We start from the raw sequence: 15,703 nt of genomic DNA, 5'->3' as shown, positions 1-15,703 counted from the left end.
TTTCAGAGCCGAATCAGACGTTTAATTACCCATCAGCTACACTACACACTGCGGTCTGGCCTTTCAGGAGAGGGAATGAGCGAACTACAGCAGGAAAAAATAGGACAAAGTATTTTAATAAAGCTGGCGATGCTGGTGATTATCCTCGCCGGGATCCGTGCTGCCTCCGATATTATGGTGCCCTTCTTACTGGCTGCGTTTTTTGCCATTGTGCTGAACCCTATCGTCACTTTCCTGATGCGGCGCGGCTGGCGGCGCGGGCTGGCGATCATGGTAGTGATCACGGTTATTTTCATCGTGATTTTGCTGCTGGTGGCAGTGCTGGCCAGTTCCGTAAGCGAGTTTTCCGATCTCTATCCGCAGCTGCGCGCCACGATGGAGCAGAAAATGACGGTAGTGCAGCATCTGGCATCCGGCATCGGCATCCACGTCTCCACCACCACGCTGGTACAGCGCTTCGATCCCAATATGCTGATGTCGTTCGCCACCGTCGCACTGACGCAGTTCTCGGGGATGATGAGTAATTTTGTGCTGCTGATCCTGACGGTCGTCTTTATGCTGTTCGAAGTGCATCATCTGCCCTATAAAATGCGTAATGCGCTGACTAACCCGCAGATCCGTATTGCCGGGCTCCACAGGGCGCTGAAAGGCGTGACGCACTACCTGGCTTTGAAAACCCTGATCAGCCTGATTACTGGCCTGGCGGTATGGGCTTCACTGTTTCTGCTCGATATCAAATTCGCACTGCTGTGGGGCGTAGTGGCCTTTATTCTCAACTATATCCCCAATATTGGGCCAATCATCGCCGGTATTCCCCCGGTGCTACAGGCGCTGCTGCTCAACAGCGGCTATGATGCGGCGCTGATCGCGGCGCTGTTTATCGCTATTCATATGGTGTTTGGCAATATGCTGGAGCCACGCGTCATGGGGCGCGGCCTCGGGCTTTCGACGCTGGTGGTATTCCTGTCGCTGATTTTCTGGGGCTGGCTGCTGGGACCGGTTGGCATGCTGCTTTCCGTGCCGCTGACCAGCATTACCAAGATCCTGATGGAAACCACGCCGGGCGGCAGCCGACTGGCGATTATGCTGGGCGCAGGGCGGCCTAAACGCCATAAAATTTAACCGAGCAGACGCTGCTGTACCTGTGTCAGGTGGGAAACCATTGCGGCACGGGCTGCAGCGCTGTCGCCTGCACAGATAGCCGCTGCGATCTGCTGGTGGTCGCGATTCATCTCGTCGGTAAACGCGTTGTCTGCGTAATGACGCTCCAGCCGCCGAAAGTGCGCACTGTCGCGCTTGTTCCACAGATACTCCATCATATCGCGCAGCACCTCATTGCCACTCATTTCGCTGATCAGCAGGTGAAAGCGCTTGTCCTGTTCAAGGAACGCTGCGTCATTGGCACGGTAGTTCAGTAGCGTCTCCGCCAGCGCGCGTAGCTGGCCGCGCTGCGCCGCTGTGCCATGCTGTGCGGCCAGTTCTGCCAGCATGCCTTCAAACGCCAGCCGCGCCTGTAGCAGATCCTGCAGGCCAAACTCCGCCTCTTCAGCGGCAGCACCCGCCTGCGGCAGCGGCTGCATGACAAACACGCCATTGCCGGTGCGAATATCAACCCAGCCGGTCATCTCCAGCGCAATCAGCGCCTCGCGCACGGAAGATCGGCTAACGCTCAGCTGCTTCGCCAGCTCCCGCTCCGGCGGCAGTGCCGCGCCTGGGGCAAAATCGCCACGTTTAATGCTCTCCACAATCGCATTCGCGATCTGGCGATAAAGACGTTCCGTTTTAAGTGCAGTCAGCGCCATATTTTTCTCCTGTCAGCGGCGAGGCAGCGTAGCACAGGCCGCGCGCGCTTTCTGCGCCGGGGAATTCCCCGCGCTGCGATCGCGATCACGGCCTTTGCCGTCAGGCTAGCATACTCTTGGTCCAGCGGCCTGACCACTGGGCCAAATTTTGCGGCTAAGGAGAGAGAATGGAACAGACATGGCGCTGGTATGGCCCCAACGATCCGGTTTCGTTAGACGACGCGCGTCAGGCCGGTGCAACCGGCATCGTGACCGCACTGCACCATATTCCTAACGGTGAGGTCTGGCCGATAGAAGAGATCAAGGCGCGCCAGGCACTGCTGGCAGAAAAAGGGCTGGTCTGGTCAGTCGTCGAAAGTATTCCCGTGCATGAGGCGATTAAGACCCAGCGCGGCGACTACCAGCGCTATATCGCCAGCTACCAGCAGTCGATCCGCAACCTGGCGGCGTGCGGCATTGATACCGTCTGCTACAACTTTATGCCCGTGCTCGACTGGACCCGCACCGATCTCGCCTGGACGCTGCCGGACGGCGCAAAAGCGCTGCGCTTCGATGCCGATGCGTTCGCGGCCTTCGAGCTGCATATCTTGCAGCGTCCCGGCGCAAAACAGGACTATACCGCCGCTGAGCAGGCGGCCGCAGCACGTTGTTTCGCCGCCATGAGCGATGATGATAAGGCGCTGTTGACGCGCAATATTATCGCGGGTTTGCCGGGAGCCGAAGAGGGCTACACGCTGGAGCAGTTTAGTGCCCAGCTGGCACAGTATGAGGGTATCGACAAGGCCAGGCTACGCGAACATATGGCTGAGTTTCTGCGTGCCATTGTGCCGGTCGCTGAAGAAGTGGGCATCAGGCTGGCGGTGCACCCGGACGATCCGCCGCGCCCTATTCTCGGCCTGCCGCGTATCATCTCGACTGAAGAGGATATGCAGTGGCTCAAAGAGACGGTGGACAGCCTGCATAACGGCTTCTGTTTTTGCACCGGCTCGTATGGCGTGCGCGCCGACAATAATCTGACGCAGATGGCAGAGCGGTTTGCCGACCGTATTAACTTTATCCATCTGCGCGCCACGCAGCGCGAAGAAAACCCCAACAGCTTTCATGAAGCGGCGCATCTGGCGGGCGATGTCGATATGGTCGGCGTGATTAAGGTGATCCTGGCTGAAGAGCAGCGCCGCCGCCGCGCAGGTAAGAAGCATGCGATTCCGATGCGGCCCGATCACGGCCATCAGATGCTCGACGACCTGCACAAGCGCACCAATCCCGGCTATTCGGCGATTGGCCGCCTGAAGGGTCTGGCAGAGCTGCGCGGAGTCGAGCTGGCGCTGCGTCAGACCCTGTTCAGTGACTAGGAGACAGGCAGGCGGCTCACCGATCCCACAGAGGGGCTGCGCCGCCTTTGTCCGGTTTCGCTTACTGCGGAAACAGGCTGCGATCGGTAATGGCCGCCACATCCACCTTGTTTGGCAGAATGTGCAGTTCGCTAAAGAGATCGGACACCTTCTGCACGTTGGCAATATCCTCTGACGTGACGGCGCGAATGCCGTGTGAAATGCGCGCCGTAATCTTCTCTGCATCCGCAGGCGGCAGACGCGTCAGCTGCGCATAGACCTGGTTGTACTCCGCTTTATGCGTCAGCGCCCATTCACGCGCTTTCGCCAGCCGCCGGGCAAAGTCAGCAATCGCCGCGCGTTTACCTGTATCTTCCAGCGATTTCTGGGTGGCGGTAACAAAAGAGAGCGCGGTGGTCAGCCCCTCGCCATCACGCAGCAGGCGTGCACCGTGCTGTTCGGCAATGCCGAGATAGGGATCAAATGTTGCCCATGCGCCAATCTGCCCGGCGTTAAAGGCGGCGCTGGCGTCGGTTGGCAACACAAAACGTACCGGCACCGCGTCGCGCGGCACCTTCGCCTCTTCCAGAGCCTCATACAGCAAATGCTGAGAAATACTGCCGCGCGCTGAAGAAACGACCACCTCCTTGCCCGTCAAATCCTTCACGCTCTGCACCGGTGAATCGGCGGGTACGATCAGCCCGTTCGATCCGGCATCACCAACGTTGGTGGCGATAATTTTCAACGGCACGCCGCCGGAGGCCGCCATCAGCACCGGCAGGTCACCGGCGTAAGAGGTATCTACCGCTCCGGCGCGCTGTGCTTCAAACAGCGGCGCGGCTCCCTGAAAATTGGCCCAGCGATACTGGTAAGGCGCATCCTTCAGCACGCCGGACGCCTCCACCAGCGAACGCAGGTTACGCGCCTGGTCGCCCAGTACCAGCGTAACCTTGCTGAGATCGGGCGCAGCCTGCGCCATCGCGCTGACACTCAGCAGCAACGCGGCCGCAAAACCTTTTAGTCTGTTCATTGAGCTTCCTTACAGGGTGTTGCGGTTAAGCTGGCGGATATAGGCATCCCAGTGCAGCTGATATTTTTTATTGCGAATGCTGTTGTCGAACGCCTGCGCCGCTTTTTCTGACACCGCCTCCGGCAGGATGATCAGTTCCGCTCCGCCAGACTGCGCCGCCAGCTGCGCCTGACAGGCGCGCTCAAGGTAGTAGAGGTTATAAAACGCCTCTTCGATGCTGCCGCCTGCGGTCAGCAGACCGTGATTGCGCAAAATCAGCGCGTTGAGATCGCCCAGATCGGCGACGATGCGCTGCTGCTCGTCGAGATCGAGCGCGATCCCCTCATAGTCGTGATAGGCGACACGGTTGTGAAAGCGCGTGCTGTGCTGCGAAATCATCAGCAGCCCCTGCTTCTGTGCCGACACGCCAATGCCCGCCGCCGTATGGGTATGCATCACCGCATGGGCATCGGGGCGTGCGCGATGGATGGCGCTGTGGATAACAAAGCCCGCCGGGTTGATCCCCAGCCCGGTCGGATCGTCAATGACATTGCCATCAATGTCGATTTTTACCAGGGTTTCCGGCTCGATTTCGTCGAAGGTCTGACCGAAAGCATTAATCAGAAAGTGGGGGTCATCGCCCGGTACGCGCAGTGAGAAATGGGTGTAGATATGATCGGTCCAGCGCAGTTTCGCTGCCAGATGATAGGCCTGCGCCAGCCTGACGCGCGCCTGCCACTCCGCGTCAGAAATCCGTTGTTGCAGAGAAGGGGATGTCAGCGTTGCCGTACTCATATGCGCCTCTTTTTTTAACTATTCAGTGTGGCGTCATCGTTGCACAGCATTTTCACTACAGGGAAATACCAAAAGCGGCAAAACTATGTCAATAAATGCAATGCCCGGTCGATACTTGATCTGCATCACCCGCCTGCACAGGCAAAACGCTACCCTGCACGGCCTGAGGGCGTGCTATGCTGCGCTGACTAAATTTGCGCCTCCTCGCAGTCAGACCAACTTTCAGAGGAATTCGCGGTGCCGCTGTTAGAACGAAAACGCGACTACGCAAGAGTCATCATTATTTTGTCCGGGGTGCTGCCTTTACTGCTTGGCATTCTGTTTACCGCTATTGATGCGCGACATACTGTAAAACAGCAGCAGATCGGTGCCGCAAATGCCCTGCTTTCACAGGCCGAAAAAATGAGCGACAGCGCCTGGGATATGATTACCTGGCTACGTCAGTATCACTACAAGTCTTGCAGTGAGATCGAAAGCGTTTTACAGCGTGCAGGCACTCTCAATGCCTATTTCCGGGCCATTGGTAAGCTGGAAGGAGAGCGAGTCACCTGTTCGTCCGCGTATGGCATCAATCCCGGCACGCTCAGCGAAATGATGCTGCGCGCGCCGCCGGTAACCGGTAAAGCCTGGTGGAGTCTTTCTCTGGCAGGCACAGCGGGTGTGCCGCAGCGCCCGGCAGTGATTTTTGTGCGTCAGCTGGCAGATAACGAAGGTTTCTGGGCCATTATCGACGGCCAGTATCTGATGGACTTTATGAGCGCGATTGGCGAAGCGCGGGGTTATCGGGTCAGTATGCGTTTTAATAACGGCGCCCCCATTTTTCAGGGTGAACAGCCCGCGGCATCCTCAGGTCTGTTAACTGCCCCGATCTATCAGGCAGAGTCGAGCCGCTATCCTGTCAGCGTCACTATCGAAACGCCTGTTTCAGAGCTGATGCGCGCCTGGCGGCAGGTGATGTTTATTTTTCTGCCGATGACGGCCATTCTCTCTGTTTTGCTGATGGTCCTGACTGCCAACTGGTTGCAGCGTCGTATTTCCTGGCGGGACGAAATCCGCCGCGCCATTCGTTCGCACCAGTTGTCGGTGCACTACCAGCCGGTCTATCACAACAACACGCAAAGGTGCGCAGGCGTAGAGGCGCTGCTGCGCTGGACGCGCCCGAACGGTGACATCATCTCCCCTGATATTTTTATCAGCGCCGCTGAGACGGAAGGTATGATCGTGCCGCTCACCCAGCACCTGCTGGAGTTAATTGTCGATGACGTTCAGCAGTGGAACGTCGCGCCCGGTTTTCATATCGGTATCAACCTCGCCGCCGAGCATCTGCAACATCCGGCGTTCATCGACGATATGCTGGACTTCGCCGACAAGGTTAAGCACAAGCAGCTGCAGATTACCCTGGAACTGACCGAGCGCAGCCTGATCAAAGATGGCGAAGAGGTGGCAAGAAAGCTCGATCGCCTGCGCGCAGAGGGAATGAAGGTTGCTATTGATGATTTCGGCACCGGGCACTGCTCGCTGAGCTATCTGCAAACCTTTGCGCTGGACTATTTAAAAATCGATCGCGGTTTTATTAACGCCATTGAGTCGCTGTCAGGCGAAACGCCAGTACTGGATGCCATCATTAATCTCAGCCATAAGCTACAGCTGGAGGTACTGGGCGAAGGCGTTGAAACGTCGCTGCAATATCTCTATCTGCGCCAGCGCGGCGTCACCTTTATTCAGGGCTACTATTATGCTTGTCCAATGGATAACTGCACGCTGATTGCCTGGCTGGCGGAATATGGGCAGCAGCCGCTGCGTACCGAGGAAGCTGATGATGCTCAACTGCACCCTTCTTGATGATTACCAGAACGTGGCGCTAACGCTGGCGGACTGGTCTTCGCTCTATCCTGCTGTCCAGACGCGATCGTTGCAGCAGCATCTCGCCGACGATGAAAGCCTGATCGCCATGCTTGCTGACAGCGATATTCTGGTGGTGATGCGTGAACGCACTCCCCTCACCGCCGCCCGTCTGGCGCAGCTGCCGCGCCTGAAGCTTATCGTTACCTCGGGCATGCGTAATGCCGCCATCGATCTTGACGCCTGCCGCGCGCGCGGTATTGCCGTGTGCGGCACCGCCAGCAGCAGCGCACCGCCGCTTGAGCTGACCTGGGGTCTGCTGCTGGCGCTGGCGCGCCATATCGTGCCGGAAAACCAGGCGCTGCGTGCCGGCGGCCCCTGGCAGCAGCATCTGGGCCTCGCGCTGGAGGGAAAAACCCTGGGGCTGATCGGGCTGGGCAAGATTGGCGGCGGTATGGCAAAAGTGGCACAGGCATTTGGTATGCGGGTTTGTGCCTGGAGCCAGAATCTGACGAGCCAGCGTGCGGCTGAATGTGGGGTCGAGCTGATGCCGTCGTTAGCGGCGTTGCTGGCAGTAAGCGACGTGGTTTCTCTCCATCTGGTACTAAGCGAGCGCACGCGCCATCTGCTCGACGCCGCTGCACTGGCACAGATGAAGCCGGGCGCGCTGCTCATTAATACCGCACGTGCGGGCCTGGTAGATCAACAGGCGATGCTGGCCGCTCTGCGTTCGGGTCCGCTGGCGGGGGCCGCGCTGGACGTCTTCGAGACCGAGCCGCTGCCTGCCAGTCATCCGCTAAGGCAGTTGCCAAACGTGCTGGCGACACCGCACCTGGGCTATGTCGCTGATGATAATTACCGGCGCTATTTTGCTCAGGCGGTTGAGGACATTGCCGCCTGGCTGCGGCACCAGCCGCTGCGTTCGCTACTTTAATCGCCCTGCACGCTGCTTTCTGGCCACGCGCAGCGCCACCTCAACGCTCTCTTCCTGATTGCCTGATGATATCCACGGCTCTTGCGTCTGTAGCCGTTGGCTAATGCGCATCAGCGTAGGCAACAGCTGCTGATACGTTTCCTCGGGTGGTGTCACTGCGCTACTAATGCTGGCTGCCGGGGGCTTCGCGAACAGCCAGCCATTAACCCGGGCGGGCTGCTTCTGAGCTACCATCAGCGAGTGATAACTGTGCCAGAGGCTGTGCGCGGTTTCTGGCACCGGGGAAGACAAAGCGTAACGGATGAGTTTCTGTTCTGTGCTGTCGATGGCCAGTAGCCACGGGTTGGCGAAGGGAGCGGTCTCTTTCCTTACCATTGATCCTCCGTTAACAATAACAGGCGAATTATTACTGATTAATCAATGTGCTGCAAGGGAAGCCGCGTCAGCCATGGGGCTTTGGCTCGCTCCGGTTTCCAGAAAACGCCCACCGGGGCTAAAGCAGCAGATTGCGCGTCCTCAAATTTTGAGAAAAATCGCCTGACGCAACGCGCTTTTTTTTGCCGCGTTTTCGCCTGTCAGGCGAGAAGCTATTCTCGGTGAAAAAGGTCAATATCAGACCAAACATGACAAATATCTAACAAAAACGGTATACTCTGCCACCTGATGCAATAATTTCAACACTAATTATCGCGTCTGGTAGCCAGTGGAAAATTCTGCCAAACGGCTATGCTTAAATTTTCTCAATGCCGCGGACTGTCTGCTTCACCCGGTTCGCGACCTTGAGGACTTTCATGTGCTATTACAGGGTAACTTTATGAAACTACGTAGGAAGCGTGTCAAACCTATTGGGCTGGATGACGTCACCATCATTGATGATGCCCGTTTGCGTAAAGCTATTACCGCAGCATCGCTGGGTAATGCGATGGAATGGTTCGATTTTGGTGTGTATGGCTTTGTGGCTTACGCACTGGGTAAGGTCTTTTTCCCCGATGCGTCACCGGGCGTGCAGATGATCGCCGCACTCGGTACGTTCTCTGTTCCTTTCCTTATTCGTCCGCTGGGCGGCCTGTTCTTCGGTATGCTGGGCGATAAGTATGGTCGCCAGAAAATTCTGTCGATCACCATCATTATCATGTCGGTCAGTACCTTCTGTATCGGTCTGATACCCTCCTATGCCTCCATCGGCATCTGGGCACCGATTCTGCTGCTGGTTGCCAAAATGGCGCAGGGCTTTTCCGTCGGCGGTGAATATACCGGCGCCTCAATCTTTGTCGCAGAATATTCGCCCGACCGTAAGCGCGGCTTTATGGGCAGCTGGCTCGATTTTGGTTCTATCGCCGGCTTTGTGCTCGGCGCAGGTATTGTGGTGCTGATCTCGGCAATTATTGGCGAAGCGAAGTTTATGGAATGGGGCTGGCGTCTGCCGTTCTTCCTTGCTCTGCCGCTTGGTCTTATCGGTCTCTATCTGCGTCATGCGCTGGAAGAAACCCCGGCGTTCCAGCAGCACGTTGAGAAACTGGAGCAAGGCGACCGTGAAGGGCTGCGCGATGGGCCTAAGGTGTCGTTCAAAGAGATCGCCAGCAAACACTGGAAAAGTCTGCTTGCCTGTATCGGTCTGGTCATCGCGACCAACGTGACCTACTACATGCTGCTGACCTATATGCCGAGCTACCTGTCGCATAATCTGCACTACTCAGAAGATCACGGCGTACTCATTATCATCGCCATTATGATCGGTATGCTGTTTGTGCAGCCGGTAATGGGTATGCTCAGTGACCGTTTTGGCCGTCGTCCGTTTGTTATCATCGGCAGTATCGCGCTGCTGATTTTTGCCATTCCGGCCTTCACGCTGATTAACAGTGGCGTGCTGGGGCTTATCTTCGCGGGTCTGCTGCTGCTGGCGGTTATCCTTAACGCCTTTACCGGCGTGATGGCCTCGTCACTGCCGGCGATGTTCCCGACGCATATCCGCTACAGCGCGCTGGCAAGTGCCTTTAACATTTCCGTGTTGATTGCCGGTCTGACCCCGACCGTAGCAGCATGGCTGGTAGAGGCAACCAGTAATCTCTATATGCCTGCCTACTATCTGATGGTGGTAGCGGTGATTGGTCTGATTACCGGTATTTACATGAAAGAGACCGCGAACAAACCGCTACGCGGTGCGACGCCTGCGGCTTCTGACCTCGAAGAAGCGCGTGAAATCCTGCAGGAGCATCACGACAACATCGAGCAGAAAATCGAAGATATTGATGCCGAGATCGCGCGCCTGGAGGCGAAGCGTAAGAATCTGGTGCAGCAGCATCCCGATATCAACGAGTAACCTGATTTCTCCCGCCGCCCGGCGGGAGAATTTTTTTGGCCCTTTCTTCGCCGCACACATTCTTCATTCTTCTCTCCTAAAAGGAGTACACTAACGCTACTTTTTTCACCTGCGTAAGAATGAATATGTCTGACTTTTCTCTGCTACAGCGTCCAAGACGGCTGCGCTCCAGCCCGGCGATGCGTGAACTCTTCCAGGAAACCTCTCTCAGCCTGAACGATCTGGCTCTGCCGATTTTCGTTGAGGAAGGCGTTGACGATTACAAAGCGATTGAGGCGATGCCGGGCGTGATGCGCATTCCGGAAAAACGCCTTGCCTATGAGATTGAGCGCATCGCCAAAGCGGGCATCCGTTCGGTGATGACATTCGGTATTTCGCACCACACTGACGCGACCGGCAGCGATGCCTGGAATGAAAACGGTCTGGTCGCGCGTATGTCACGCATCTGTAAGGACACGGTGCCGGAAATGATCGTCATGTCCGACACCTGCTTCTGTGAATATACCAGCCACGGTCACTGTGGCGTACTGTGCGATCACGGCGTTGATAACGATGCTACCCTGATCAATCTTGGCAAACAGGCCGTGGTGGCAGCCGCAGCCGGAGCAGATTTTATCGCCCCGTCAGCGGCGATGGATGGCCAGGTGAAGGCAATCCGCCAGGCGCTGGACGCAGCGGGCTTTACCCAGACCGCTATCATGTCCTACTCCACCAAGTTCGCTTCCTCTTTCTACGGTCCGTTCCGCGAAGCAGCGGGTACCGCGCTGAAAGGCGATCGTAAGACTTATCAGATGAATCCGATGAACCGTCGCGAAGCGATTCGCGAGTCGCTGATTGACGCTGCTGAAGGCGCAGATTCGCTGATGGTAAAACCTGCCGGAGCCTATCTGGATGTCCTGCGTGAAATCCGCGACCGTACTGAGCTGCCGCTGGCTGCGTACCAGGTGAGCGGCGAATACGCCATGATTAAATTCGCCGCTCAGGCGGGTGCCATTGATGAGCGTAACGTGGTGCTGGAAAGCCTGGGGGCCATCAAGCGTGCCGGTGCTGACCTGATTTTTAGCTATTTTGCCCTTGATCTCGCCGAACAAAAAGTGCTCTGATTGTCTCCACTCTCCTGCGGTCGGCCATCGCAACGATCGCAGGATCTCTTTTTCGCCTTCGTGGCAACACCAGCTTCACTCCACCCGTATAACTAACAACAAGAGTACCGCGATGAGAGCACCTCAACACCCTGCTAATGAGGCGCAACGCCTTGCAGAACTGCACAGTTTGAAAATTCTCAATACGCCGCCGGAAGAGCGTTTTGACCGCCTGACGCGCCTGGCTCGCCGTCTGTTCAATGCGCCGATTGCGCTGGTCAGCCTTGTGGAAGCGAACCAGCAGTGGTTTAAATCTATTTCTGGCCACTATGACGCCTCCCATACCCGGCGCGACATCTCATTTTGCGGCCATACCATTTTGCAGGATGAGGTCATGGTGATTGAGAACGCGCTGAACGACAGCCGTTTTCACGATAATCCACTGGTGACAGGCGAGCCTCACATTCGCTTTTACGCGGGCTGCCCGCTGCAGGGACCGGGCGGCGTCAACGTGGGAACGCTCTGCATTCTTGGCCCTGAGCCACGCGAGTTCAGCGCCGAAGACCGCGCAACGCTAAGCGATCTGGCTGCCATGGCGGAAGCCGAACTGGCGGCGTTTCAGACTGCCACCTGCGATGAGCTGACTCAGATTACCAACCGGCGTGGCTTTATGACGCTGGGCCAGCTGGTGCTGAACGACTGCCTGTTAAAACAGCGCCCAGCCAGTTTGACCTTTCTTGACCTGGATAAGTTTAAGCAGATCAATGACACCCTCGGTCATCGTGAAGGCGATCGCGCACTGATGGATTTTGCCGATGCGATGAAAGTCTGTTTTCGCCATTCCGATCTCTTTGCCCGGCTCGGTGGCGATGAATTTGTGGTGCTGTTTAACGGACTGCGTCAGCCTGAAGCGGACGCGCTGCTCAGGGATTTTGAGCGCTACCTGCAACAGCAGACGCGTAGCCTGAACCGGCGCTACGCGCTGCACTTCTCGTCAGGTATTGTTGAGTTTGAGGCAAACAAACCGCAAAGCCTGGAGCAGATGCTGGAAGGCAGCGACGCACGCATGTACGCTGCAAAAAATGAGAAGAAAGCGCCCCTTTAACGCGGCGATAACGCGCGGATAAGCGCCTGGTTAAATTTTGCGGGCGCTTCCATCTGTGGCGCATGCCCCATGCCGGGAAACTCGATCAGCTGCGCCCCAGGGATGCGCTTCGCCGTCTCCTTACCCAATACCTCATAGTGTCCCAGTCTTGCTTTTACCTCTGGCGAGGCGATGTCGCTGCCGATAGCGGTGGTATCGGCCGTGCCGATCATTAACGTGGTCGGCACCTTCAGTTCACTAAACTCATAAAATACCGGCTGGGTAAAAATCATGTCGTAGATGAGCGCAGAGTTCCACGCGACCTTTTTATGACCCGGGCCGGCATTCAGCCCAGCCAGCATATCGACCCATTTGTCATAGTCCGGCTTCCACTGGCCGCTATAGTAGGTGTGCTGCTCATACTTTTTAATGCCTGTCGCGTCGAGCTTCAGCTCGCGCTGATACCATTGATCAACGCTACGCCAGGGCGCGCCTTTTGCTTTCCAGTCTTCCAGACCGATAGGGTTAACCAGCACCAGTTGCTGCGTGTTGTTGGGATACATCAGCGCGTAGCGGGTGGCAAGCATACCGCCAGTGGAATGCCCCACGATTATCGCTTTCCTGATGTTCAGGTGAGCCAGCAGCTGGTGCGTGTTGTCGGCCAGCTGCTGAAAGCTGTACTGATAGTGGCTGGGCTTACTGGCGCTGCAAAAGCCGATTTGATCGGGCGCAACAACACGATAGCCCGCTGCGCTCAGCGCACGAATACTCTCCTCCCAGGTTGCGCCGCAAAAGTTCTTACCATGCAGCAGTACCACCGTTTGACCGTTGGCGTTGCCGGCGGGTTTGACATCCATATAGCCCATGCTCAGCGGCTGCTGCTGAGAGGAAAAACTGAAATGCTGTAGCGTAAAGGGATACTGAAACCCTTCCAGCTGTTCACCATAGGTGCTCGCCGCCCTCCCTGGCGCCGTGACAAAAAGCGTTATTGACGCGAGCAAGAGGGCAAGCGGTTTCTTCAGGCCAGATATCGGGTACATAGGGCGATCTCCACAGAGGCAAAAGAAAGGCAGTGTGACACGCGCGGGCACTGACCGTATTGTTGTGCTGTGTCACGCGAATATTTTTCTCACAAGAAGGGCGCTCGCCTGCGTCCTTTTTCCTGCTCGTCTGAAACAAACAGTCACGTTCTTTCTATTCTTTTAAAAAGCACAGAAGGCATGCGTCATTCTGGCAATTACATTTATTCACATCTCAGTTATTACTTATTCACTAATAGAAGCCAGGATAATAACATGTCATTTCATTTGACAATAAGCTTCGCATTTTTCACCCATTACAAAAATAAATAATGCATTTATTGAGACTTCTTTACTGAAGACGTGCATAGCGAAACATTTTTTTCTTTACACTGCGCACACATTTTAGACGAGGTGGATGATGTGCGATAAAAAACACAACGAAGAGGTCATTGATACCATTACCGACTGGATTAATAACCATCTTGATAAGCGGCTCAGCATTGACGATATCGCCGAAAAAGCGGGTTATTCTAAATGGTATTTGCAGAAACTGTTTGCGCGTCGACGTAATGAAACGCTGGCACGTTACATTCGCAAAAGAAAACTGGCTGCCTGCGTGCATGAGTTAAAAAACAGCTCGGTGCCGATTATTACGCTGGCAGTTAAATATCACTTCGAAAGCCAGCAATCTTTTACGCGCTCTTTTAAACAGGTGATGGGATGCACCCCTTTTGTCTGTCGCAAACATCAGCTGGATGCCCATACGCAGGCGCAGCTGGAGGGCAATGTGGATCCGTGCGCCCTGTGTCGTCAGGCGCAGCCTGCCAGTTCGATCGCTAAAGGCTACACCGCAAATCGCCTGGCTATCCGCACCCTTGATACCGGCGAGTCCTACAATGCGCAGTGCTGATGTTATTTCCTGCATAAAGCGTGAAAGGGCAGTACAGTGCCCTTTCATTCTTTACTCTTCATCTGGCGCGTAATACTGAACGCCAATTTTAATACGCTCACGCCCGCTGGCAACGCGATGCCGGTTAGAGTCGCGCAGCGAATAGATACAGCCGCAATACTCCTGCTGATAAAAGCGCTCACGCTTGCTGATTTCAATCATGCGCGCCGAGCCGCCGCCCTTACGCCAGTTGTACTCCCAGTAAAGCATATCAGGGTAATGCGATGCCGCTCGCACACCACAGTCGTTAATTTGCTGCATATTCTTCCAGCGTGAAATACCCAGCGAGCTGGTGATCACCGGAAAACCGTGCTCATGCGCATAGAGCGCGGTGCGCTCGAACCGCATATCAAAGCACATTGTGCAGCGTTCACCGCGCTCCGGCTCCCACTCCATGCCTTTTGCCCGCTCAAACCAGTTATCGCGGTCGTAATCGGCATCGACAAAGGGTACGCCAAACTGCTCGGCAAAGCGGATATTCTCCTCTTTACGCAGCTCGTACTCTTTTAGCGGATGGATGTTGGGGTTGTAGAAAAAAATGGTGTAGTCGATGCCAGACGCGAGCATCGCTTCCATCACCTCGCCGGAACAGGGCGCGCAGCAGGAGTGCAACAGCACCTTGTTATGGCCGCCAGGCAGCGGCAGCGGTTTACGCTGAACGGATTGAGACATGCTAACTCCTTGTCAGAATATGCCGCGAGTGTAATGTTTCAGCCCTGAGGATGCAAAACGGGGCGCTGGCGCGCCCCACTTTACCACTGCAACAGCTGACCGGCGTAGTCAACATAGTGGTGGCCGCCGCGCCCGCGATAGGCCTCCAGCTGTTTCACCAGCCCCTCACCGCTCTGCTCCACCGTTACCGGCGCGGCGTCGCCGCCCATATCGGTTTTAACCCAGCCCGGATGCAGCGACAGCAGTGTGGCCTGATGCGCATTGATCTGCGGCAGCAGCGCACGGCTCAGCATATTGAGCGCTGATTTACTGGCGGAGTAGATCGGCATCGCTGCCGTGTCGTTTTCATTCAGGCTACCCAAAATCGAGGTGGTAAAGCCTATCACGCCGTTCTGCTTAAGCAGCGGCAGCAGCGTTTCTGCGCTGCGCACCGGGGCAATGGCATTGGTCAGAAACAGCTGCGCCAGCTCCTCATCGCTGCTCTGCAACAGGTTCTGATGTGACGGGCCTGCAATGCCTGCGTTGATCAGAATGAGGTCAAACTGCTGATCGTTGAGCTGCGCGGCCAGTTGCTGCACCTCGTGCTGGTGCGTCATATCCAGCGCGTGCCAGTGCGCCTGGGCCTCAGGCGCGCTGCTGCGATAAGTGGCCGTCACCTGCCAGCCTCCTGCCGCCAGTGCTTTTACCACCGCCAGACCGATGCCGCGCGATGCACCAATGACTAATGCGTTGCCTGCCATATCCGTTCCTCTTTGATGAAGTGACTTAATGAGCTTATCGTCTGACGTACAGAAAATGAGATGATGAAGGCGATTGACGGGGCAAAAGCACAGAATGTAAAAAGGATGCCTGTACCGTCCC

15 protein-coding genes are annotated in these 15,703 nt (G+C 56.2%); 8 read left to right on the top strand and 7 right to left on the bottom strand.

Features of this window, described 5'->3' with window-relative positions; all coding sequences use genetic code 11:
• Nucleotides 1–75 precede the first annotated feature (75 nt).
• Complete coding sequence (locus HP564_RS15250) at nt 76–1,122, top strand: AI-2E family transporter (protein WP_371244426.1); 1,047 nt, start codon at nt 76–78, stop codon at nt 1,120–1,122.
• Here HP564_RS15250 and HP564_RS15245 read toward each other — a convergent pair.
• Nucleotides 1,119–1,802 (bottom strand): FadR/GntR family transcriptional regulator, encoded by a 684-nt coding sequence (locus HP564_RS15245; protein ID WP_371244425.1) that lies wholly within the window; start codon nt 1,800–1,802, stop codon nt 1,119–1,121. The two genes, HP564_RS15250 and HP564_RS15245, sit on opposite strands and share 4 nt — an antisense overlap.
• 167 nt (nt 1,803–1,969) lie before the next feature.
• On the opposite strand from HP564_RS15245, the gene uxuA reads away from it, so the two are divergent.
• Nucleotides 1,970–3,154: a mannonate dehydratase gene (uxuA, locus tag HP564_RS15240; RefSeq protein ID WP_371244424.1), complete on the top strand. Its 1,185-nt coding sequence runs from the start codon at nt 1,970–1,972 to the stop codon at nt 3,152–3,154.
• Between the two features lie 61 nt (nt 3,155–3,215).
• On the opposite strand, the gene HP564_RS15235 is transcribed toward uxuA, so the two are convergent.
• On the bottom strand, nt 3,216–4,163 hold the full coding sequence (locus HP564_RS15235; protein WP_371244423.1) for an ABC transporter substrate-binding protein: 948 nt from the start codon (nt 4,161–4,163) through the stop codon (nt 3,216–3,218).
• Nucleotides 4,164–4,172: 9 nt separating this feature from the next.
• Nucleotides 4,173–4,937, bottom strand: coding sequence for a class II aldolase/adducin family protein (locus HP564_RS15230; protein ID WP_371244422.1), 765 nt, complete (start codon nt 4,935–4,937; stop codon nt 4,173–4,175).
• A gap of 237 nt (nt 4,938–5,174) precedes the next feature.
• Between HP564_RS15230 and HP564_RS15225 the strand changes: the two genes are divergently transcribed.
• Together HP564_RS15225 and HP564_RS15220 are read left to right on the top strand one after the other, a co-directional pair.
• Nucleotides 5,175–6,779 carry an EAL domain-containing protein gene (locus HP564_RS15225; RefSeq protein WP_371244421.1) on the top strand — a complete coding sequence of 535 codons (1,605 nt, stop codon included), beginning with the start codon at nt 5,175–5,177 and terminating at the stop codon, nt 6,777–6,779.
• Nucleotides 6,754–7,713 carry a D-2-hydroxyacid dehydrogenase family protein gene (locus HP564_RS15220; RefSeq protein WP_371244420.1) on the top strand — a complete coding sequence of 320 codons (960 nt, stop codon included), beginning with the start codon at nt 6,754–6,756 and terminating at the stop codon, nt 7,711–7,713. Before HP564_RS15225 ends, HP564_RS15220 begins: the two co-directional genes overlap by 26 nt.
• Here HP564_RS15220 and HP564_RS15215 read toward each other — a convergent pair.
• Nucleotides 7,705–8,088 carry a hypothetical protein gene (locus HP564_RS15215; protein WP_371244418.1) on the bottom strand — a complete coding sequence of 128 codons (384 nt, stop codon included), beginning with the start codon at nt 8,086–8,088 and terminating at the stop codon, nt 7,705–7,707. The two genes, HP564_RS15220 and HP564_RS15215, sit on opposite strands and share 9 nt — an antisense overlap.
• Nucleotides 8,089–8,527: 439 nt before the next feature.
• Between HP564_RS15215 and proP the strand changes: the two genes are divergently transcribed.
• From proP to HP564_RS15200, 3 genes are all read left to right on the top strand, one after another.
• Nucleotides 8,528–10,033 carry a glycine betaine/L-proline transporter ProP gene (gene proP, locus HP564_RS15210; protein WP_371244416.1) on the top strand — a complete coding sequence of 502 codons (1,506 nt, stop codon included), beginning with the start codon at nt 8,528–8,530 and terminating at the stop codon, nt 10,031–10,033.
• Between the two features lie 125 nt (nt 10,034–10,158).
• Entirely contained in the window at nt 10,159–11,136 is a 978-nt protein-coding gene (gene hemB / locus HP564_RS15205) for a porphobilinogen synthase (RefSeq protein ID WP_123800695.1), read from the top strand.
• Between the two features lie 112 nt (nt 11,137–11,248).
• Nucleotides 11,249–12,220 (top strand): sensor domain-containing diguanylate cyclase, encoded by a 972-nt coding sequence (locus HP564_RS15200; RefSeq protein ID WP_371244414.1) that lies wholly within the window; start codon nt 11,249–11,251, stop codon nt 12,218–12,220.
• On the opposite strand, the gene HP564_RS15195 is transcribed toward HP564_RS15200, so the two are convergent.
• Nucleotides 12,217–13,239, bottom strand: a complete 1,023-nt coding sequence (locus HP564_RS15195) for an alpha/beta fold hydrolase (protein WP_371244412.1) — start codon at nt 13,237–13,239, stop codon at nt 12,217–12,219. The two genes, HP564_RS15200 and HP564_RS15195, sit on opposite strands and share 4 nt — an antisense overlap.
• A 400-nt stretch (nt 13,240–13,639) precedes the next feature.
• On the opposite strand from HP564_RS15195, the gene HP564_RS15190 reads away from it, so the two are divergent.
• Nucleotides 13,640–14,131, top strand: coding sequence for a helix-turn-helix domain-containing protein (locus tag HP564_RS15190; protein ID WP_371244644.1), 492 nt, complete (start codon nt 13,640–13,642; stop codon nt 14,129–14,131).
• Nucleotides 14,132–14,182: 51 nt separating this feature from the next.
• On the opposite strand, the gene HP564_RS15185 is transcribed toward HP564_RS15190, so the two are convergent.
• Both HP564_RS15185 and HP564_RS15180 read right to left on the bottom strand, forming a co-directional pair.
• Nucleotides 14,183–14,842, bottom strand: coding sequence for an epoxyqueuosine reductase QueH (locus HP564_RS15185; RefSeq protein WP_371244410.1), 660 nt, complete (start codon nt 14,840–14,842; stop codon nt 14,183–14,185).
• Between the two features lie 80 nt (nt 14,843–14,922).
• Nucleotides 14,923–15,582 carry an SDR family oxidoreductase gene (locus tag HP564_RS15180; RefSeq protein ID WP_371244408.1) on the bottom strand — a complete coding sequence of 220 codons (660 nt, stop codon included), beginning with the start codon at nt 15,580–15,582 and terminating at the stop codon, nt 14,923–14,925.
• Between the last annotated feature and the right edge of the window lie 121 nt (nt 15,583–15,703).

Source organism: Pantoea sp. KPR_PJ, from assembly GCF_041386365.1.
Lineage (GTDB): Bacteria > Pseudomonadota > Gammaproteobacteria > Enterobacterales > Enterobacteriaceae > Pantoea.
The sequence above is the reverse complement of the archived record's forward strand: the minus strand, read 5'-3'. Positions and strand labels throughout refer to the sequence as shown.